Source organism: Mycobacterium gordonae, from assembly GCF_001417955.2.
Lineage (GTDB): Bacteria > Actinomycetota > Actinomycetes > Mycobacteriales > Mycobacteriaceae > Mycobacterium > Mycobacterium gordonae_B.
Genome location: NZ_LKTM01000223.1, coordinates 193,534 through 213,731, shown reverse-complemented (window position 1 = coordinate 213,731; position 20,198 = coordinate 193,534). Strand labels below are relative to the sequence as shown.

14 protein-coding genes are annotated in these 20,198 nt (G+C 67.5%); 7 read left to right on the top strand and 7 right to left on the bottom strand.

Annotation, left to right across the window (positions count from 1 at the left end; translation table 11 throughout):
* Nucleotides 1-15: 15 nt before the first annotated feature.
* Nucleotides 16-711, top strand: a complete 696-nt coding sequence (locus tag AO501_RS17140; RefSeq protein WP_055578831.1) for a crotonase/enoyl-CoA hydratase family protein — start codon at nucleotides 16-18, stop codon at nucleotides 709-711.
* 98 nt (nucleotides 712-809) lie between these two features.
* On the opposite strand, the gene AO501_RS17135 is transcribed toward AO501_RS17140, so the two are convergent.
* Genes AO501_RS17135 through AO501_RS17115 form a run of 5 tightly spaced genes read right to left on the bottom strand, consistent with a single transcriptional unit; the run spans nucleotide 810 to nucleotide 4,179 of the window.
* Nucleotides 810-1,844, bottom strand: coding sequence for a patatin-like phospholipase family protein (locus tag AO501_RS17135; protein ID WP_055578830.1), 1,035 nt, complete (start codon nucleotides 1,842-1,844; stop codon nucleotides 810-812).
* Nucleotides 1,845-1,854: 10 nt separating this feature from the next.
* Entirely contained in the window at nucleotides 1,855-2,310 is a 456-nt protein-coding gene (gene cynS, locus AO501_RS17130; protein WP_055578829.1) for a cyanase, read from the bottom strand.
* 54 nt (nucleotides 2,311-2,364) lie between these two features.
* On the bottom strand, nucleotides 2,365-2,796 hold the full coding sequence (locus AO501_RS17125; RefSeq protein WP_055578828.1) for an SRPBCC family protein: 432 nt from the start codon (nucleotides 2,794-2,796) through the stop codon (nucleotides 2,365-2,367).
* Nucleotides 2,796-3,629, bottom strand: coding sequence for a lysophospholipid acyltransferase family protein (locus AO501_RS17120; protein ID WP_055578827.1), 834 nt, complete (start codon nucleotides 3,627-3,629; stop codon nucleotides 2,796-2,798). The genes AO501_RS17125 and AO501_RS17120 overlap by 1 nt, the downstream gene beginning before the upstream one ends.
* 34 nt (nucleotides 3,630-3,663) lie before the next feature.
* Entirely contained in the window at nucleotides 3,664-4,179 is a 516-nt protein-coding gene (locus tag AO501_RS17115) for a nitroreductase family protein (protein WP_055578826.1), read from the bottom strand.
* Between the two features lie 98 nt (nucleotides 4,180-4,277).
* Between AO501_RS17115 and recC the strand changes: the two genes are divergently transcribed.
* From recC to AO501_RS17095, 4 genes are read left to right on the top strand one after another with little or no spacing between them, the layout of a single operon-like run.
* Nucleotides 4,278-7,586 carry an exodeoxyribonuclease V subunit gamma gene (gene recC, locus AO501_RS17110; RefSeq protein ID WP_055578825.1) on the top strand — a complete coding sequence of 1,103 codons (3,309 nt, stop codon included), beginning with the start codon at nucleotides 4,278-4,280 and terminating at the stop codon, nucleotides 7,584-7,586.
* Nucleotides 7,586-10,888: an exodeoxyribonuclease V subunit beta gene (gene recB / locus AO501_RS17105; protein WP_156452632.1), complete on the top strand. Its 3,303-nt coding sequence runs from the start codon at nucleotides 7,586-7,588 to the stop codon at nucleotides 10,886-10,888. Before recC ends, recB begins: the two co-directional genes overlap by 1 nt.
* Nucleotides 10,885-12,642 (top strand): exodeoxyribonuclease V subunit alpha, encoded by a 1,758-nt coding sequence (gene recD, locus AO501_RS17100; protein ID WP_055578823.1) that lies wholly within the window; start codon nucleotides 10,885-10,887, stop codon nucleotides 12,640-12,642. The genes recB and recD overlap by 4 nt, the downstream gene beginning before the upstream one ends.
* Nucleotides 12,635-13,339 (top strand): TVP38/TMEM64 family protein, encoded by a 705-nt coding sequence (locus tag AO501_RS17095; RefSeq protein ID WP_055578907.1) that lies wholly within the window; start codon nucleotides 12,635-12,637, stop codon nucleotides 13,337-13,339. Before recD ends, AO501_RS17095 begins: the two co-directional genes overlap by 8 nt.
* An 87-nt stretch (nucleotides 13,340-13,426) precedes the next feature.
* On the opposite strand, the gene AO501_RS17090 is transcribed toward AO501_RS17095, so the two are convergent.
* Entirely contained in the window at nucleotides 13,427-14,806 is a 1,380-nt protein-coding gene (locus tag AO501_RS17090) for a methyltransferase domain-containing protein (protein ID WP_063892880.1), read from the bottom strand.
* Nucleotides 14,807-15,471: 665 nt separating this feature from the next.
* Between AO501_RS17090 and AO501_RS17085 the strand changes: the two genes are divergently transcribed.
* Nucleotides 15,472-16,731 (top strand): metal-dependent hydrolase family protein, encoded by a 1,260-nt coding sequence (locus tag AO501_RS17085; protein ID WP_055578822.1) that lies wholly within the window; start codon nucleotides 15,472-15,474, stop codon nucleotides 16,729-16,731.
* Here AO501_RS17085 and AO501_RS17080 read toward each other — a convergent pair.
* On the bottom strand, nucleotides 16,724-17,671 hold the full coding sequence (locus AO501_RS17080) for a class I SAM-dependent methyltransferase (protein ID WP_055578821.1): 948 nt from the start codon (nucleotides 17,669-17,671) through the stop codon (nucleotides 16,724-16,726). The two genes, AO501_RS17085 and AO501_RS17080, sit on opposite strands and share 8 nt — an antisense overlap.
* A gap of 145 nt (nucleotides 17,672-17,816) precedes the next feature.
* On the opposite strand from AO501_RS17080, the gene AO501_RS17075 reads away from it, so the two are divergent.
* Nucleotides 17,817-20,192 (top strand): lysylphosphatidylglycerol synthase transmembrane domain-containing protein, encoded by a 2,376-nt coding sequence (locus AO501_RS17075; RefSeq protein ID WP_055578820.1) that lies wholly within the window; start codon nucleotides 17,817-17,819, stop codon nucleotides 20,190-20,192.
* The last annotated feature ends 6 nt before the right edge of the window (nucleotides 20,193-20,198 follow it).

Genomic DNA, 20,198 nt, shown 5'->3' with positions numbered 1-20,198 from the left:
GCGAAGGAGTAACCCATGAGCGGTCCGGTCGTCTACACCCACGACGAAACCATCGGGGTCATCCGGATGGACGACGGCAAAGTCAACGCGCTCGGCCCGACCATGCAGCAGGCCCTCAACGACGCGCTCGACCAGGCCGACGCCGACAACGTGGGGGCGCTGGTGATCACCGGCAACCAGCGGGTGTTCAGCGGCGGATTCGACCTGAAGATCCTGACCTCGGGCGAGGTGCAACCCGCGATCGACATGCTGCGCGGCGGATTCGAGCTGTCCTACCGGCTGCTGTCCTACCCCAAGCCGGTGGTCATCGCGTGCACCGGCCCCGCGATCGCGATGGGCTCATTCCTGCTGTGCTCGGGTGACCACCGAATTGCGGCGCACGCGTACAACATTCAGGCCAACGAGGTCGCGATCGGGATGGTGATTCCCTGGGCGGCCCTGGAGGTCCTGAAACTGCGGCTGACCCGGTCGGCCTACCAACAGGCCACCGGCCTGGCCAAGACATTCTTCGGTGAGACGGCGCTGGCCGCCGGCTTCATCGACGAGATGGCACTGCCCGACCGGGTGATCGCCCGCGCCGAGGAGGCGGCTCACGAATTCGCCGGCCTGAATCAGTCCGCGCACGCCGCCACCAAACTGCGTGCCCGCGCCGATGCGCTCAAGGCGATCCGCGCCGGGATCGACAACATCGAAAAGGAATTCGGCGTCTAGGAGGGTCCGGCATCTGGCCAGGTGGTGCGGTTGCCCGAACAACCGCTGCACACCGGCGCCTCCTCCATCGTCAAGTCTGACACCGTCGCGCTGTCACGTCATTGGAACTGGCGGAACCGCTCGAGATAGTCGACCCAGTTCCAGGTCGACAGAAACGCCTGTGCCGATTCGTATCCCTTGCTGTAGAGCGCTTCGGCGTCCTTGCGGGAGATGCTGAAATCCAGGAAGTTCACCGCTGTCGAGTCCACCCGGATCGCCCGGGCGCTCACCCACGGCTGATTCAGATACGTCTGGTCATGGCCGACGAACATGGTGGTGATCAGCTGCTCGAGCAGCACCGACGGCGGGCCCAGGAGCCGCAACGCGCCCACCCCCGGAATCAGCTGGTCGTTGCTGGCCGGCAACTCCGGCACCACCGTGATGCCGAAGGTGGGCCAGCGCGGCGATTTGCAGTCCGGCCGGTCGAAGGAGTCGATCGGAAAGTTCGACAGCACCCCGCCGTCGACCAGGGTGGATGTGCGTCCGGCCGCGCTGGTCAAGGTGACCGGCCTAAAGAAGAAAGGAATGGACATCGACGCGCGCACCGCATCGGCCACCGATTGTTCGTCGGGATCGAGTCCGTACAGCCGCCGGTAGTCCCACGGCAGCCGCACCAGCTGCCCGGTGGTCAGGTCGGCGACGGTGACCACCAGCCGGTAACGGCGCTCGGCGGGCATCTGCCGGTCACTGAGCGCCAGATCGCCGAAGGTCCGCACGCCCAGATTCCGCAGCTCGCCGCGGATCCAGTCGTGGGCGAAATCGCCTCTGTACATGCCGTTTTCACGCAAGAGACCCCACGCCGGACCGACCACAGGCAGATGTCCGACCGGACCGGTATCGCGAAACTTCTCATACGGCAGGGTCAGTGCAAGCTCTTTGATCTGCCCGGTGGTCAACTGGTCGCCGTTGGAGGCGGCGGCCAGTATCGATCCGACCAGCGAACCCGCGGAGACGCCGGAGACCCGTTTGAGTGAGTAACCTGCCTCCATGACGGCGACCACGGCGCCGACCAGCCCGACACCCTTGACACCGCCGCCCGAGAGAACCATGTCGACGGGTTTGCGCCGTGCGGTCCTGCCCCGCTGCTCGACCATCAGCGCCCCTTCAGTCTTGGGCCGAAGTCCATTGATACGGCAGGAATTTCCCGTCGAATGTGACTACGACACGATCGCCCGACTCGTGCGCTTTCTTCTGCAGGTCGATGCTGAAGTTGATCGCGCTCATGATGCCGTCACCGAACTGTTCGTGGATCACTTCTTTGAGCGCGCCGCCATAGACCTGGAGCGCCTCGTAGAACCGGTAGATGGTGGGGTCGGTGGGCACGGCACTGGGCAGGCCGCCCCGCATCGGCGGCGCCGCCAGGACGGGAACGACGGACTCGTCCAACCCCAGCATCTCGGCCAGGACCTTCCCCTGCTCCGCCGGAATCGGGTGCTGGCCCAGCAGCGCCGACGTCGTCCACAGCAGTGGCCTGTCGATCGCGTCGGCCAGTTGCTGCCAACTGAGCCCCCTCGACAGCCGGGCAACGACGATCTTTTCGGTGATCTCGTTTCTGTTCATGCACCCAGCATGCACGTTTGGACCGACACGGCCTGACCCGGCTCACGCGCCGCATCACTCCACAAGGCGGCGAAGGTTTTTCAGGCTTTCAGCCAGTGAACGCCCCACCCAGCGCAATGCGACGCGGTCGGCGATCAGTCCGAGCAGGCCGCCTTCGGAGTTGTAGGCCAGTCGGAAGGTGACCGTGGTCCGGCCGGGCCCCGCATCGCGCAGCCGGAAGCGGCCACGCTGGGTCACGCCGGTGATGTTGATCCAGGCCAGATCGCGCGCGGCGTCGAGCTCCACCACTTCGGCGATGCCTCCGACCGGGATCGAGCCGATCTTCCACAACACCGTGTAGCGGGCGCCGACCCGGACCGGGCCTTCGGTCAACGTCTCCCAGCGCTCCAGATGAGCCAGGAAGGAGGGGTAGCGATCCGGGTCGCTGAGCACCTTCCACACGGTGTCCCGATCGGCGTTCACGACGATCCGGCGTTCGACGCGCATCAGCCGATCACCGGGAATCGCCGCTCGGCGGCCAGCCGATCCACGCCCGCCTGCAGGCTGGCGATCACTTCGTCGTACACGCCCTGGTCGTCGTCATGGACTTCGATCGGCTCCTGGACCTCGATGACGATCTTGGCGGGTAGCGGAATGTGCCCCAGCAGGTCACTGACGTTCAGCCCCCAGGGGATCGCCAGCGAGACCGGCACACTCTTGAGCCGGATCAACCTGTCCAGCATCAGCAGTTTGGCCAGCCACTGCGCGCGGCCGAGGAACAACGCCGTCTCCTGGCCGCCGACGGCGGCCACCGGCACGATCGGCACGCCGGTCTCGCGGGCGAGCCGCACAAATCCCTTGCGGCCGCCGAAGTCGACGACGTGCCGTTGCCACGACGGGCGGAAGACTTCGTAGTCGCCGCCCGGGTACACCAGGACGGCTGCGCCGGATTCCAGTGCCAAACGGGCATTTTCGGGGCTGGCCGCCACCGTGCCGAACTTGCGGAGCCAGCGCAACGGCGGATAGAGCGTCACCAGGTTGTGCGCGAGTTGATAGAAGGGACGCTCCACCCCGAAGTACGAGCAGAACGCCAGCGTGAAGACGAACGTGTCGGGCGGCACGTTGCCGCCGCTGTGATTGCCGACCAGCAGCACCGGTCCCGTCGGGGGTATGCGGTCGAGCCCGCGCACATCGGCACGGAAGTACAACGATGCCAGCAACCAGGTTCCGGGCAGCTGATCCCGGATGAAGTCCGGGTCGCGCTGGTCCAGGTCCGCTTTCGGGACCCGGCCCGTGATCTGCTTGCCGGCCCACTCAAGGGCATCAGCGACGCCGCCCATTGCTCAAGCCTGGCACATGATGAGCCCAGCGGACTCACCAACGGCCACGATGAACCACCTCGTGCAGTGGCCGCCGATTCGGTTTGCGGATCGGAGTCAGCGGCCGGTCGGCGGGATGGCCCACGCCGAGCATGTACGCGACCAGATGGTCGTCGGGGACGCCGAGGATCGCGCGCGCCCGGTCCTGGTCGCCCACCGAGGAATGACCGGTACCGATACCCAGGTCGGTGGCCGCCAGCATCATCGCCATCGTCGCCTGACCGATGTCATATTGATCGATGAGCTTCCTGCGCTCATCCGGCGGGACCGGAATCACCAGAACGATCGCGGCCGCGGCGCCGGCGAGGTGACCGGCGCCCATCCAGACCGTCGAGAGTTCTTGCAGCTGAGCAGGATCGGTGACCACGATGAAGTCCCACGGTTGACGGTTCTTCGCCGACGGCGCCCGCCATCCCGCCTCCACGATGCGCTCCAGGTCGGTCTCTGCAACCGGCTGCGCCGTGTACTGGCGCACGTTGCGTCGTGCACGTATCGCATCCCAGGTCTCCATGACGTCCTCCCGTTTCGCGCGATCGGGCCCGGCCCCCGCGCCCCTTTGTACACCCGTAGGGCCGTCGGTGTCGGACGGGCGGTCTAGGGTGGCCCGCAATGGCGCTTCATCTCCACCGTGCCGAACGGACCGATCTGCTTGCCGACGGTCTCGGCGCCCTGCTGGCCCGGCCGCTGCCCGACCCGTTCGCGCAGGAGCTCGTGCTGGTGCCGGCGCGCGGGGTGGAACGCTGGCTCAGTCAGCGCCTGTCCCACCGGTTGGGCGCCACGCCGGATCGCGGTGACGGCGTCTGCGCGGGGGTGTCGTTTCGCAACCCGGCGTCACTGATCGCCGAGATAGTCGGCACCGTCGACGACGACCCCTGGTCTCCGGAGGCCATGACCTGGCCGCTGCTCGAGGTGATCGACCGCTCACTGCCCGAGCCGTGGTGCCGCACGTTGGCAAAGCATCTGGGATACTTCGACATTGGCGATGAAGCGGATCTGCGCCGGGGCCGGCGGTACGCGGTCGCCCGCCGCCTGGCCGGGCTGTTCGCCTCGTATGCCCGGCAGCGTCCCGGCTTGCTCGTCGGCTGGCTGGCCGGAGACCTGGGCGACCTCGATGCCGACCTGCACTGGCAACCCGAGCTGTGGCGCGCGCTGGTGGCGACGATTCCCGCCGATCCCCCGCACATCCGGCACGGGAAGACCCTGGCCAGACTGCACGACGGTCCGGCGGCGCTGCCGTCGCGCCTGTCCTTGTTCGGCCATACCCGGCTGGCGCGCAGTGAGGTCGAGCTGCTCGAAGCCGTGGCCGTCCACCATGAGCTGCATCTGTGGCTACCCCATCCCAGCGACGCATTGTGGCGGACACTGGGCGGCGTGCGGGGCACGGTGCCCCGTCGCGAGGACACCAGCCATCGCGCGGTCGGGCATCCGCTGCTGGCGACCCTCGGACGGGATCTGCGGGAGCTGCAGCGAAGCCTGCCGAATGATCCCGCGACCGATGAGGCTCTGGGCGAACCCGATCGCCGGGACACCCTGCTCGGCTGGCTGCAAGCCGACCTCGCCGCCAATGCCGTCCGGCCGCACGGCCGCACGCTGGCCGACGACGACCGGTCCGTGCAGGTGCACAGCTGCCACGGTCCGGCCCGGCAGATCGACGTGCTCCGGGAGGTGCTGCTCGGACTGCTGGCCGACGACCCGACCCTCGAGCCGCGCGACATCTTGGTCATGTGCCCGGACATCGAGACTTATGCCCCGCTGATCGTCGCGGACTTCGGCCTCGGCGACGTGGTGAACGGCGCACACCCGGCCCACCGCCTTCGGGTCCGGCTCGCGGATCGCTCACTGCTGCAGACCAATCCGCTACTGGGCGTGGCGTCGCAGCTACTGTCCCTGGCCGGTGGGCGGGTCACCTCGAGTGAAGTGCTCAACCTCGCCCAGTCCGCCCCGGTCCGGGCCCGCTTCGGCTTCAGCGACGACGACCTGGAGGGCATCACCCGCTGGGTACGGCAGTCGAACATCCGGTGGGGCTTCGATCAGGAGCACCGCAAGCCGTTCGGCGTCGACTTCGTGCACAACACCTGGCGGTTCGGCCTGGACCGGGTACTGGCCGGAGTCGCGATGTCCGAGACGGCACACGCCTGGATCGATTCGACGCTCCCCCTGGACGATGTGGGCAGCAACCGGGTCGAATTGGTCGGGCAGTTCGCCGAATACATCGACCGGCTGCAGCGCGTGGTCGACTCGCTGACCGCAGCCCAGCCGCTCCGGCAGTGGCTGACGGCGTTGGCCGACGGGATCGGCCTGCTGACTCGGACCGGCGAAGACGACGCCTGGCAGACCAACCAGATGCAACGCGAATTCGCCGACGTGCTGCGCACCGCGGGTTCGCGCGACCAGACGCTGCTGCGCCTGCCCGACATCCGCGCTCTGTTGCAGAGGCACCTCGCCGGGCGGCCCACCCGCGCCAACTTCCGCACCGGCACCTTGACGGTGTGCACGATGGTGCCGATGCGCTCCGTCCCGCACCGGGTGGTCTGTCTGGTGGGACTCGACGACGGCGTCTTCCCACGGCTCGGCGTCGTCGACGGTGACGACGTACTGGCCCGGCAACCGCTGACCGGCGAGCGCGACATCCGGTCCGAGGACCGTCAGCTGCTGCTCGACGCCATCGGCGCGGCCACCGGCAATCTGGTCATCACCTACACCGGCGCCAACGAATACTCAGGCCAGCGCCGGCCCCCGGCCGTCCCGCTGGCGGAGCTGCTCGACGCCCTGGACACGACCACCACCAGGCCCGTGCGGTCACGGATTGTGGTCGAACATCCGTTGCAGCCCTTTGATATTCGGAATGTGGAGCGCGGCGCGCTGGTGGCTGGCTCGCCGTTCAGCTTCGACCCGACGGTGTTGCGCGCGGCGCGCTCCGCCACCGGCGAACGATCCGAGCAACCGAGACTGATCCGCGACCTGCTGCCGCCGCCACCGCCGGACGACGTCGTCCTCGCCGATCTGGTCGCGTTCTTCAAGGACCCGGTGAAAGGCTTCTTCCGGGCGCTGGAATACACGCTTCCGTGGGATGTCGACGGTGTCGAGGACGCCATGCCGGTCGAGATCAACGCGCTCGAGGAATGGACGGTCGGCGATCGGATGCTGAGCGACATCCTGGGCGGCCTCGCTCCTGATGACGCGCGGCAGGCGGAGTGGCGGCGCGGCACCCTGCCCCCGGGTCAGCTGGGGTGGCGCAAGGTGACCGATATCCGTGATCAGGCGGCGCTGCTGGCGTCAACCGCCTTGGGACACCGCCAAGGACACCGCCCCACCGACAGCGCAACCTACGACGTCGACATCGATCTCGGGGGCCGGCGCCTGACCGGCACCGTGTCCGGGGTGTTCGGCGATCGCCTGGTGTCTGTGACGTATTCCAAGCTGGACGGCAAACATCTACTTCAATCGTGGATTCCGTTGCTGGCGTTGCACGCTCACCATCCCGACCGCGACTGGTCAGCGGTCTGTATCGGCCGGCCCAAGCGGGGCACCACCCCCCGCGAGGAACATCTGGGACGGCCCGAACAGCCCGCCCCGGAGGTGCTGCGGGACCTGGTGGCCATCTACGATGCCGGGCGCCGGGAGCCGATTCCGTTGCCGGTCAAGACGTCTTACGCCTGGGCCGTCGCCCGGCACTGCGGGGATGACCCGGTCAAGCAGGCGGACTACCGGTGGCGAAGTGGTCTGTATCCCGGGGAGGATCAAGATCAGGCGCAGGTGCGGGCCTGGGGCCGACACGCACGGCTGAGCGACCTGATGCAACCGCTGCGGCCCGGTGAGCAATACCCGGCCTTTGCCAAAGGCGAGGAACACCGCCTGGGCGCCTTCGCCGCGCGCCTGTGGCTGCCCCTGTTGCGCGCCGAGCGGAGGCCCGGATGATCCCGCCATTCGACCTGCTGGGCCCACTGCCCGCCGAGCGGTCCACCACGGTGCTGGAGGCCAGCGCGGGAACCGGCAAGACGTTCGCGTTGGCCGGCCTGGTGACCCGATACGTCGCCGAAGGCAGGGCGACCCTCGACGAGATGCTGCTGATCACCTTCGGCCGCGCGGCGAGCCAGGAACTCCGCGAGCGGGTGCGCTGCCAGATCGTCGACGCGGTCGCCGCTTTCGGCGACCGTGCGATCGCCGACGGCAACGACCTGGTGCGCCACCTGATCGACGGCACCGAGGCGCAACGCAACGCTCGAAAGCAGCGGCTACGTGACGCCCTGGCCGGCTTCGACGCGGCCACCATCGCCACCACCCACCAGTTCTGCCAGCTGGTGCTCAAATCTCTTGGCGCGGCCGGGGATACAGATTCGGGCGTCACCTTGCTGGAGGACCTCAACGACCTGGTGACCGAGATCGTCGATGACCTCTATCTGGCCCATTTCGGGCGCGTGCGTGACGATCCCGCATTGACGTATCGCGAGGCGCTGCGCATCGCCCGCGCGGTGGTCGCCAACCCGTCCACACACCTGCGGCCGAGCGACCCGGAGCCCGGTTCGCGCGCCGCGGTCTGCATCGCCTTTGCGAAAGACGTTCTGGCCGAGCTGGAAAGACGCAAGCGACGCCGGGGGGTGCTGGGATACGACGACCTGCTCATCCGGTTGGCCGCCGCACTGGACACCGACGACTCCCCCGCCCGGGTCCGGATGCATCAACGCTGGCCCATTGTCATGGTCGACGAGTTCCAGGACACCGATCCGGTTCAGTGGCAGGTGATCGACCGGGCCTTCAGCGGGCGGTCCACGCTCATCCTCATCGGAGACCCGAAGCAGGCGATCTACGCGTTTCGCGGCGGCGACATCGTCACCTACCTCGATGCGGCCAGGACCGCCGGCGACAAGCGAACGCTGGGTACGAATTGGCGCAGCGACAGCGCACTGGTCGAGCGCTTACAGGCCGTGCTGCGTGGAGCCGAGCTCGGTGACCCCGCGATCGTGGTGCATGACGTCGCGGCCTCGCACCGCGGTCATCGCCTCGCCGATGCTCCGCGCAACGATCCGTTCCGGCTTCGGGTGGTGCGCCGAGCAACGCTGGGCCGCAAAGGGACTCAGAATCTGCAGATCGATGAGCTGCGCGAGCACATCGGCCGCGATCTCGCCGCCGACATCGGCGGGCTGCTGACGAGCGCGGCGACGTTCGACGGTGAGCCGCTGGAAGCCCGCGATGTCGCTGTCATCGTCGAGAGCCACAAGGACGCCCGTGTCTGCCACCGCGCACTCACCGAGGCCGGGATCCCCGCCGTCTACACCGGCGACTCCGACGTGTTCAGCTCCGAGGCCGCCGACGACTGGCTGTCGCTGCTGGAGGCGTTCGATCAGCCCCACCGCCCGGGGGTGGTGCGGGCGGCCGCGACGACGATGTTCTTCGGGAAGACGGCGCACGACCTGGCGGCCGCCGGTGACGCACTCACCGACGACATCGCCGACACCCTGCGGGAGTGGGCGGACCACGCCCGTGAACGGGGTGTCGCCGCGATCTTCGAAGCCGCGCAGATGAGCGGCATGGCAGACCGGGTGCTCTCATGGCACGGCGGCGAACGGCACATGACCGACCTGGCGCATGTGACGCAACTCCTGCAGGAGGTGGCCCACCGGGAGCGTTATTCCCTTCCTGCGCTTCGTGACTGGCTGCGCGGCCAGCGGGAGGAACGAGCCGGCGCCACCGAACGCAACCGCCGGATCGACAGCGACGCCGCCGCGGTCCAGATCATGACGGTCTGGGTGAGCAAGGGGCTGCAGTACCCCGTGGTGTACCTGCCGTTCGCGTTCAATCGCAACGTTGGTGATCGCGACCTGGTGCTGTTCCACGACCAGGGCAAGCGCTGTCTGCACATCGGCGGAAAGGACAGTTCCGACTTCGCCGCCGTGGAGAAACTGGGCCGCAAAGAAACGGCCAGCGACGACAGCCGGTTGACCTACGTTGCGCTGACCCGGGCTCAGTCGCAGGTGGTGGCGTGGTGGTCACCGGCTCACGGCGAGCCCAACGGCGGGCTGTCGCGGCTGCTACGCGGCCGGCGTCCCGGACAGTCAGCGGTCCCCGATCGGTGCGAACCGCAGAAGATCACCGACGACGAAGCCTGGGAGCGGCTTCGCGAGTGGCAGGACGCCGGCGGGCCGGTGGTGGAGGAGTCCGTGATCGCCGCAGCACCGACGATGTCCGGCCACCACGCGCCGTCCGACCTGGGTACCCGGCACTTCCACCGCGCCATCGATACCGCCTGGCGGCGCACCTCCTACTCGGGCCTGATCCGCGACGCGGAGCGGACCACCGGGGTGAGTAGCGAGCCCGAGCTCACCGAACTCGACGACGAAGTTCACGACCTCCCGTTGAAGGGGCCCGGGGCGTCGTCGGACGTGCCCTCCCCGATGGCCGAGCTTCCCACCGGCGCGCAGTTCGGCACGCTGGTACACGCGGTGCTGGAAACCACCGACCCCTTCGCGACCGACCTCGGCGCCGAACTCGAGGCACAGATCGGTGTTCACTCAGCGTGGTGGCCGGTCGAGGTGCCCGCCTCCCAATTGGCCGCGGCGATGGTGCCGATGCACGACACGCCCCTGGGGCCACTGGCGGCCGGGCTGACGCTACGGCAGATCAGCCTGCCGGATCGGCTGCGCGAGTTGGACTTCGAGTTTCCGCTGGCCGGTGGCGACGTGCGGGGTGCCGACGCGGACACGCGACTCGCGGACGTGGGGCGGTTGCTGCGCGCCCATCTCCGGGTTGACGACCCGTTGGCGTCCTACCCCGACCGGTTGGTGGGAGACACGCTTGGCAACCAGTCGCTACGCGGCTACCTCAGCGGCTCCATCGACGCGGTACTCCGGATTCCGCATGGGTCGGGTCATCGTTACCTGGTCGTGGACTACAAGACCAACTGGCTCGGCGAGCCGGACCGTCCGCTGACCGCCGCCGACTACACGCAGCCCAGGATGGCCGAGGCCATGTTGCACTCGGACTACCCGCTCCAAGCGCTGCTGTACAGCGTTGTCCTGCATCGTTTTCTGCGTTGGCGGCAGCCGGATTACGATCCCGGTCGGCATCTCGGCGGGGTGCTGTATCTGTTCCTGCGCGGAATGTGCGGACCCGGTACCCCGGTGCTTGACGGTCATCCCGCCGGGGTGTTCAGCTGGGCGCCGCCACCGGAGCTGGTGACCGCTCTGTCCGACCTGCTCGACGCGCGCGCGGCGGCGGCATGACCGCCGAGACGATCGACCCTGCCGACCGGCGGCTGGCCGTCAGTGCCGGCGAGCTGTTGCGCCTCTTCAACGATGCCGGTGTGCTCGAATCAGCCGATGTGCATGTCGCACAGCGCCTTACGACGATGGCAGGCGAGTCTGAACCCGCCGTCGCGCTGGCACTGGCGCTGGTGGTGCGCGCCCTTCGCGGCGGGTCGGTGTGTGTGGACCTGGAATCGGTCCAGGCACAGGTTGGCATGGACGACCTACCGTGGCCGTCTGCGCCGCAATGGCTTGCGGCGGTTCAGGCCAGTCCGTTGGCCGACGAGCCGCCGGTACTCCGCGTGTACGACGGCCATCTGCTTTATCTGGACCGGTATTGGCGCGAGGAGCAACAGGTCGCAGACGACTTCTCGGCCCTGTTGTCGGCTCCCGGCCGGCCGGCGGTTGCCGATATCGACCGGCTGTTCCCGCCCGGCTATGAAGAACAACGCGAGGCCGCCGGCATCGCCCTGCAGCAGGGGCTGACCGTCCTCACCGGTGGTCCGGGGACAGGCAAGACCACCACGGTGGCCCGGCTGCTGGCGCTGTTCGCCGAACAGGCGGAGCTGGACGGGAAGCCGCGGCTGCGCATAGCGCTGGCGGCTCCGACGGGCAAGGCGGCGGCACGGTTGCACGAGGCGGTCCAGCTCCAGGTAAATGAGCTGGATTCGGTTGACCGTCAACGGGTCTCGGGATTACGTGCGACGACGCTGCACCGGCTGCTGGGCAGTCGGCCCGATACATCGTCGCGGTTCCGTCACCATCGGGGCAACAGGTTGCCGCACGACGTCATCGTGGTCGACGAGACATCGATGGTTTCGCTGACGATGATGGCGCGGCTCCTGGAGTCGGTGCGCCCACACACCCGACTGCTCCTGGTCGGCGATCCCGACCAGTTGGCATCGGTGGAGGCGGGTGCGGTACTCGCCGATCTGGTCGACGGGCTGGGATCGCGCGCAGACGCCCGGGTTGCGGCGCTGCTGACGTCGCATCGGTTCGGCGAATCGATTGGCCGGCTGGCCTCGTCGATTCGCGACGGCGATGCCGACCTCGCCATCGACCTGCTGCGCTCCGGCGGCGATCACGTCGAATGGATCGACACCGAGGACCCTACCGAGAGTTTGCGCAAAGTGCTTGAGCCGCACGCCCTTGCACTGCGGCAGGCCGCGATGCTCGGCGACGCGAAGGCTGCCCTGGGCACCCTCGACGAGCACCGGCTGTTGTGTGCGCATCGCCGGGGGCGCTACGGGATCGCTCACTGGAACCGCCAGGTGGAGCGGTGGTTGGTCGAGTCCACCGGCGAGGCGATCTGGTCACCGTGGTACGCCGGACGACCGGTGCTCGTCACGAACAACGACTACGGACTGGGCGTCTACAACGGTGACACCGGTGTGGCCGTGGTTGCCGGCGCCGGCCAGCAGGGCGCGCTTCGAGCCGTCATCGCCGGTGCCGAGAATCTGCTGGAGTTGGCGACCAGTCGGCTGTCCGATGTCGAGACGATGCACGCGATGACGATTCACAAGAGCCAGGGCAGTCAATCCGATGTGGTGAGTGTGCTTATGCCGCCTGAAGATTCGCGGTTGCTGACGCGGGAACTGTTCTACACCGCGGTCACCCGGGCGAAACGGAAAGTGCGGGTGATCGGCCCGGAAGGGTCGGTGCGTGCGGCGATCGCTCGACGGGCGGTGCGAGCCAGTGGGCTGGCGCGGCGACTGGCCGGCCACCATGGATGACAACGACGACACCACCGGCGCGCCCCGGCGGCCCCACATCCTGCGACTCGTAATGTTCGTCGCCTTCCTGCTCACCATGTTCTATCTGGTGGCTGTCGCGCGAGTGATCGACATCGACGCGGTCCGACGGACTGTCACGTCGACCGGGCCGATGGCGCCGCTGGTTTATGTCGTCGTGTCGGGTTTCCTCGGCGCCATGTTCCTGCCCGGTTCGATTCTGGCCGCGGGCAGTGGGCTGCTGTTCGGTCCCGTGCTGGGCCTTTTCGTCACGCTCGGCGCGGCAATGGGTACGGCAGTCGTCGCAAGCACGGTCGGCCGCCGGGCCGGCCGGGACAGCGCACGGGTTCTGGTGGGTCCCAAGCGGGCCGAACGGATCGACTCGGTGGTCGAACGGGGCGGGTTGTGGGCGGTCGTGGGCCAGCGTTTCGTCCCCGGCATCTCGGACGCGTTCGCTTCCTACACGTTTGGCGCGTTCGGAATCCCGATGTGGCAGATCGCAATTGGATCATTCATCGGCTCGGCACCGCGGGCGTTCGTCTATACCGCGCTGGGTGCTTCCATCCGGGACCGCTCGTCACCCCTGGCTTATGCAGCTATAGCGGTGTGGTGCGTCACCGCGGTTCTCGGCGTATTCGCCGCGCGGCACTTGTACCGGCACTGGCGCGACCACCCCGTCCGGGAGGACGACGCGAATTGAGCGCAGTCCCACCGCACGACCAGCCGGTCGGCCCGTGCCTTCGGCGATGCCGCCCTGGTGGCGCCCGCAAAGCGTGACGCGAACCCATCAGGCGACCCCCACGATCGGGTTGGGCTTCTGGTAGGCCAAGACGTTCATGGGCTCGCCGTCGAAGATGTCGTACGAGTCGCGTCCGACGACTTCGTACCCGAGATCGCCGAGCGTGTTGCTCAGCGCGCGGCATCGAGAGAGGTAATCGGCGCTGACGGCTATGACGAGAAACCCACCCGGCTCGAGAATCCGATCCAGCGCGGCGAGATCGGTGGCTTCTGCGTGCGCGAAGGTGAATACCCCCACTGCAACGACGGCAGAGAAATACCGTTCGGGAAACAGGCTCGGCGCCTCGGCCAGTGTCCCGTGCACCAGCCAGCGGTATACCCCCTTGGCCTGCGCATGCGCGAGCATCCCCCCGGATCTGTCGAGCGCGGTGAGATCGGTATGTCCCAGCCTGCGCAGCTCCTCGCCGACGAGTCCGGTGCCGGCTCCCGCATCGAGTAGCGGGCCGGCGCCAGCAGGCAGGAAACGGGACAGCAGCGCAGCGGCGCGGCGAGGATTTTCGAGATAGCTGCTGCCCAGGTCAGCGTCATAGCTCGGGGCCCAAGCGTCGTACTTCTGCTCCAGGGTCAGCCATCGGTCCGGCTGGTAAATCCACGCGAGCTTGCCGACGACCTTCTGACAGAGGAAGAAACTCCAGCCCACGTGCCCGCTTTGCACTACTTCAGGGATTCGCCGATACGCTCTGGCCAGGCTCGGGCACAAGTGCCGCGCACGGTCCGACAAGAGTTCATAGCTGCGGGCGAGATGCGAGCTCAGATCACGGGTTTCGTAGACGACGAAGCCGTGCCGTGCGAGGGCGTCGACGTAGTCGTCGGCCGAGAACGTGGGCTCGAACAGAAGCCGGTCGTAGACCACCTCGCGCGCGAGCCTAGTCACCGGTCGGACGGGCGTTACCAGATCGTCGAAAGCGAAGATGCCACCGGGTTCGAGCACTCGCATCGCCTCGCCGAGCGCCGTCTCGCGCGCGTGTACGTGGTAGAGAGCGGCTTGGCTCAAGACGTGGGTGAACGCGCCGTCGTCGAACGGCAGCGCCGCCGCTGACCCGATGGTGAATGCGAGGCGCAGGTCCGGATTCTCCGCGGCAAGGCCGCGGGCGCTGGTGATCCGGACGGCGCTCAGGTCAATCCCGGTAACGGCCGCGCCGGTTTCTCGCGCCAGCCAGGCGGCGACGGACCCGTTGCCGCAACCAAGGTCGAGCACACGCGATGTCGGCCCGATCCCGGCGGCGAGCAGCATCTCCTCGTTCCACCGCCGGCAGCCGGCGAGGAACCCGGTGCTGTGGTCCTCGAAGATGCCCCAGTGCAAGCTTCCATCGGGATCCCAGAACGTGCGATACGTGGCGTCCTCCGAGTCGTAGAAGTCCCGCGTCATGCTCTCTGTGAATCCGCGGTCGAATCCTCGGCGAATCGCATTGGTGGCGACCCGTCCGGTTGTCGCGTTTGCGATGTCAGACCTACTTTCAGTTGCCGCGTTTCACGCCAACAGATTCGAATTCGACGGGCATCCTGGCGCCGAGTCCGCGTCTACAATGGCCGCTACGATGGCCGCCTACAATGGCCGCCTGATCATTTTCCGCGGCGGGGCGTACTGTGCCGTTTGTCAACGACACCCAGCGCTTCACTTAAGGCCATCTTTGGTATTGGCAGGCCGCACGCAGTGGGCCGATGCCGGGAGCCTGACGAATGGTCGTGCCGATGCCCTTTCCACCAACCGATCACACTGCGGAAAGGTTGGTATCGCAGGCTCACCATACCGAGAAATCCGGGGTCGAAAAAGCAACACATCAGCTCACCTATTCATGGCCCGCAAAAGCGAATCGGATTGCAGCTCGGGCCTGATGTCCGTAGCAGGTTCGACAACGAATACCATCAAAAAGTAGTGGCGACAATGGTTTTCGATATCCTGCGAACGATTTGTCTTGACGTGGATTTAAACGTCTGTCATGCGACGAACACGTACGGCTCAGCTCATGGTGTACGGCCGACACACCACAGCCCGCGCGTCCACCCGCCCCGCCCTGGGCGACACTGGATGAGATGACTACCGACGCGCTCCGCATCTCGAACGTCAACATCTTCGACAGCATCGAGGGCCGGATCACCGGGCCGCAGGACGTCACTCTGAGAGACAACCTCATCGAGTCGATCACGCCGCCCGACGGCGACGACATCGGCCCGAAGATCGACGGCACGGGAAAGACCTTGATGCCCGGCCTGATCGACGCACACTGGCACGCGATGTTCACCACCATCTCGGCGCTGGTGGCCCAGGTCAGCGAACTCGGTTACGTCTTCGCCCGGGCTGTGGTCAGTGCCGAGGAGACCTTGCTGCGCGGCTTCACCACCGTCCGCGACCTCGGTGGCCCGGTATTCGGCATCAAACAGGCGATCGACGACGGCACGATTCTCGGCCCGCGCATCTACCCGGCCGGTGGCTTCATCTCGCAGACCGGCGGGCACGGCGACTTCCGGATGCCGCACGAGGTGCCCCGCGGCATCTGCGGCCACCTCAGCTACATCGAGATCATCGGGGCAGCCGTGATCGCCGACGGCGAAGCAGAAGTGTTGCGTGGGGCGCGCGAGATGCTCCGCCGGGGCGCCTCCCAACTCAAGCTGATGGCCGGCGGAGGCGTCGCCTCGGCGTACGACCCGCTCGACGTCGCCCAGTTCACCGAGGCCGAGATGCGCGCCGCGGTGGAGGCCGCGGAGAACTGGGGCACGTACGTCACCGTGCACGCCTACACGCCCCGGGCGATCCGCACCGCGGTGGCCGCCGGCGTCCGTTGCGTCGAACACGGGCATCTCATCGACGACCAGACGGCTGCACTCCTGGCCGAGAAGGACGTGTGGTGGTGCCTGCAACCCTTTCTCGACGACGAAGACGCCGTGACGGTGCCGCCCGGCAATGTGCCCAAGTTCCAGCAGATGGTCACCGGCACAGACACCGCCTACGAGCTGGCCATCAAGCACAACGTCAAGATCGCTTTCGGCACTGACACGTTGTTCGACGCCGCACTCGCCAAACGCCAGGGCGCCCAGCTGGCCAAGCTGACCCGCTGGTTCACTCCCGCCGAAGTGCTGCAGCAGGCCACCGTCCGCAACGCCGAACTGCTCGCCATGTCCGGCCCGCGCAACCCCTATCCGGGGCGACTGGGCGTGGTCGCCGAGGGCGCTCTGGCAGACCTGATCCTCGTCGACGGCGACCCGGTGGCCGACATCTCGCTGATCGCCCGGCCGGACGAGGCGTTCACCGCGATCATCAAGGACGGCCGGCTCGTGAAGGGCGCAGTCAGTTAGCCGAACGCACCGCTGACACGAACTGGGTGCGCGGCGAGGTGTCCTCCACCCCTTCGGGCACACCACGTCCGTAGCCGGTCATCAACTGGGGGGACGGCGTCACCGTCGCGTCCCAGCCGTGCCTGCGCAACCATTCACCTACGTCTTCGCGTTCCTCGAAGTACCACAGCTCGTCGGTCCGCGGCATCTCGCGGTCCGGTTCGACCTTGGCCATCACCGCGCGCAGCCGGTCCATCCGCTCCCGCCGCCGCGCCCGCACACCTTCATCCATCCAATCCGGTCCCGGCGCCTCCACGGCTATCCGGCTGCCGGGTGCGGCAAGGCCCTGGATTCGTTCGAACAGCAACTCATGGGCGGCGGCCGGCAGATACGGCAGTAGCCCTTCTACCGACCAGGCGCTCGGGGCGGAAGGATCGAACCCGGCCTGCTGCAATGCCGCCGGCCAATCGTGGCGCAGGTCCACCGCGACGGCGACGCGAGAGCACGTCGGCTCTGCCCCGTGCTCGGCCAGCGTTGAGGATTTGAATTCCAGCACCTTGGTCTGGTCGAGTTCGTAGACGGTCGTACCGTCCGGCCAGGGCAACCGCCACGCCCGCGAATCCAGACCCGACGCCAGGATCACGATCTGGCTCACGCCGGCGCGGGCCGCGTCCAGGAAGAAAGTGTCGAAGAAAGCCGTCCGGCAGGCCATGTAGTTCACCATCGACTGCATCTGCACGGGCAGCTGCGGCTCCGCTTCGACCAGCTCGTCGGGCAGGTCCGGCGTGGCAAACCAGTTCCAGATTCCGTCGCCGACCACATCCAGAAAAATCCGCGCGTACGGGTCGCTGATCAGCGGATTGTCGCTCTCGGTCTCCGCCGCCCGGCCCGCGGCAACGCCCAGCGCCGTCGCCCCCACACTCTCGGTGATCTCCCAGGTGTCGTTCTCGGTTCGCACCACGCCCAGTCCTCCTACTCCCCAACACACGACTGTGCCGACACTACGTGAGCAGGATGTGAACCGGCCGGCACGTTAAGTTGTCGTAGAACAGACGACAGCGGCAATTCGGAAGACGGATCACAAGGACCTCAAAGGACCCCTGCACATGCGAGTTGACGGCCGCGACATCACCGTGTCCGGCAGCCTGCTGCAACCGCTGACCCGCCGCACCAACGACATCATCCGGCTCGCCCTCGCCGCCGTCGCCCTCGTGGCGGTGGTGACCAGCTCCCTGATCACCCGTCCTCGCTGGGTCGCGCTGGAGAAGTCGATCTCCGAGATCGTCGGGGTCCTCACCCCGACCCAGTCCGACCTGGTGTACCTGGTGTACGGCATCGCGATCCTGGCGCTGCCGTTCGTGATCCTGATCGGCTTGATCCTGTCCCGCCAATGGAAGCTCCTGGGCGCATACGGGGCCGCCGCACTGATGGCAGTTCTCCCGTTGTCGATCAGCAGCAACCGCATCGCCGCGCCGAGGTGGCACTTCGACCTGAACGACAAGCTCACCACCGTGCCGGCCCAGTTTCTCGATGACCCGCGCTGGATCGCGATGCTCGCGGCGGTGCTGACCGTGTCCGGACCCTGGCTCCCGGCGCGCTGGCGGCACTGGTGGTGGGCACTGCTCCTGGCGTTCGTGCCAATCCACCTCGTGGTGAGTGCGATCGTGCCGGCCCGCGCGGTGGTGGGACTCTCGGTGGGCTGGTTCGTCGGCGCTTTCGTCGTGCTGGTGGTCGGCACGCCCGCGCTCGAGGTGCCGCTGGACGGCGCGGTCCGAGCCATGGCCAGGCGCGGATTTCTGGTGTCGCGGCTCCTGGTGATACGCCCGGGGGGACCGGGACCGCTGGTGTTGTCGGCCGAGTCGACCGAACCCTCCGCCCGCGCGGCAGTCGAGTTGTACGGCCCGCATCAGCGCAGCGGCGGCGCGCTGCGCCAAGTGTGGTGGAAATTGCGGCTGCGCGGTTCGGAGACCGCACCCCTGCAAACGTCCCTGCGCCGCGCCGTCGAGCATCGCGCGCTGATGGCGATCGCCATCGCCGACACCGGTGTCGCCAACACCTCCACGATCGCGCTGGCCGCCCTGGATCGCGGCTGGACGATGTACGCGCACCAACCCGTGCAGGGCATTCCGCTCGACGAATGCGCCAACGACACACCGGTCACCAGTGTCTGGGAATCCCTGCACGTCCTTTACGACCACCAGATCTCGCACGGCGACCTGCGCTGCAACGAGATCACGGTCGCCGACGGCAAGGTGCTCTTCGGCGGGTTCGGCGCCGCTGAGTACGGCGCTACCGATGCCCAGCTGCAGTCCGACATCGCCCAGCTCCTGGTTACGACGTCGGCGCTGTATGACGCGGAGTCCGCGGTCGGCGCGGCGATCTCGGCCTTCGGCAAGGACACCATCTTGACCGCCTCTCGTAGGCTGACCAAAGCCGCTGTGCCCAAACGTATCCGGCAATCGGTGGCGAACCCCAAAGCGGTGATGGCCGACGCGCGGGCCGAGGTGAAGCGCCAGACCGGTGCCGACGAAATCGAAACCGAGACCATCACCCGGTTCAGCCGCAGCCAGTTCATCCAGCTGGTGTTGATCGGCGCTCTGGTCTATGTCGCCTACCCCTTCATCAGCACCGTGCCGACCTTCTTCCACGAACTTCGGACGGCGAACTGGTGGTGGGCGCTACTGGGCCTGTCGGTGTCGGCGCTGACCTACGTCGGTGCGGCCGGGGCGCTGTGGGCCTGCGCCGACGGCGCGGTGAGCTTCTGGAAGCTGTCAATCATGCAGGTGGCCAATACGTTCGCGGCAACCACAACGCCGGCCGGCGTCGGTGGCCTGGCGTTGAGTACCCGGTTCCTGCAGAAGGGCGGGCTGACCGCGCTGCGCGCCACCGCGGCGGTGGCGCTGCAGCAGTCGGTGCAGGTGATCGTTCACCTGGCGTTGCTGATCTTGTTCAGCGCGGTGGCCGGGACATCGACCGATCTCTCGCATTTCGTCCCCAACGCCACGGTGCTGTACCTGATCGCCGGTGTGGCACTGGGCATTATCGGCACCTTCTTGTTGGTGCCGAACCTGAGACGTTGGCTGGCAACCGAACTGCGTCCGAAGGTCGGCGAGGTGACCCGCGACCTGACCGATCTGGCTCGGGAGCCCAAGCGACTCGGGCTGATCGTATTGGGAGCCGCCGGAACAACTTTGGGCGCGGCGCTGGCGTTGTGGGCCAGTGTCGAAGCGTTCGGCGGCGGGACGACGTTCGTCACCGTGACGGTGGTGACGATGGTCGGTGGAACGCTGGCTTCAGCGGCACCGACGCCGGGCGGGGTCGGCGCCGTGGAAGCCGCGCTGATCGGTGGGCTCGCCGCCTTCGGCGTGCCCGCCGCCATCGGGGTGCCCTCGGTGCTGCTGTACCGGGTGCTCACCTGCTGGCTCCCGGTGTTCGTGGGATGGCCGGTGATGCGGTGGCTCACCAAGAACGAGATGGTCTGAGCGCCA

Coding starts and splice junctions, on each gene's coding strand:
- AO501_RS17140 (WP_055578831.1), top strand. CDS start 16: ATGAGCGGTCCGGTCGTCTACACCCACGACGAAACCATCGGGGTCATC.
- AO501_RS17085 (WP_055578822.1), top strand. CDS start 15,472: ATGACTACCGACGCGCTCCGCATCTCGAACGTCAACATCTTCGACAGC.
- cynS (WP_055578829.1), bottom strand. CDS start 2,310: ATGAACAGAAACGAGATCACCGAAAAGATCGTCGTTGCCCGGCTGTCG.
- AO501_RS17120 (WP_055578827.1), bottom strand. CDS start 3,629: ATGGGCGGCGTCGCTGATGCCCTTGAGTGGGCCGGCAAGCAGATCACG.
- AO501_RS17135 (WP_055578830.1), bottom strand. CDS start 1,844: ATGGTCGAGCAGCGGGGCAGGACCGCACGGCGCAAACCCGTCGACATG.
- recC (WP_055578825.1), top strand. CDS start 4,278: ATGGCGCTTCATCTCCACCGTGCCGAACGGACCGATCTGCTTGCCGAC.
- AO501_RS17125 (WP_055578828.1), bottom strand. CDS start 2,796: ATGCGCGTCGAACGCCGGATCGTCGTGAACGCCGATCGGGACACCGTG.
- AO501_RS17075 (WP_055578820.1), top strand. CDS start 17,817: ATGCGAGTTGACGGCCGCGACATCACCGTGTCCGGCAGCCTGCTGCAA.
- AO501_RS17095 (WP_055578907.1), top strand. CDS start 12,635: ATGGATGACAACGACGACACCACCGGCGCGCCCCGGCGGCCCCACATC.
- recD (WP_055578823.1), top strand. CDS start 10,885: ATGACCGCCGAGACGATCGACCCTGCCGACCGGCGGCTGGCCGTCAGT.
- AO501_RS17115 (WP_055578826.1), bottom strand. CDS start 4,179: ATGGAGACCTGGGATGCGATACGTGCACGACGCAACGTGCGCCAGTAC.
- AO501_RS17090 (WP_063892880.1), bottom strand. CDS start 14,806: ATGACGCGGGACTTCTACGACTCGGAGGACGCCACGTATCGCACGTTC.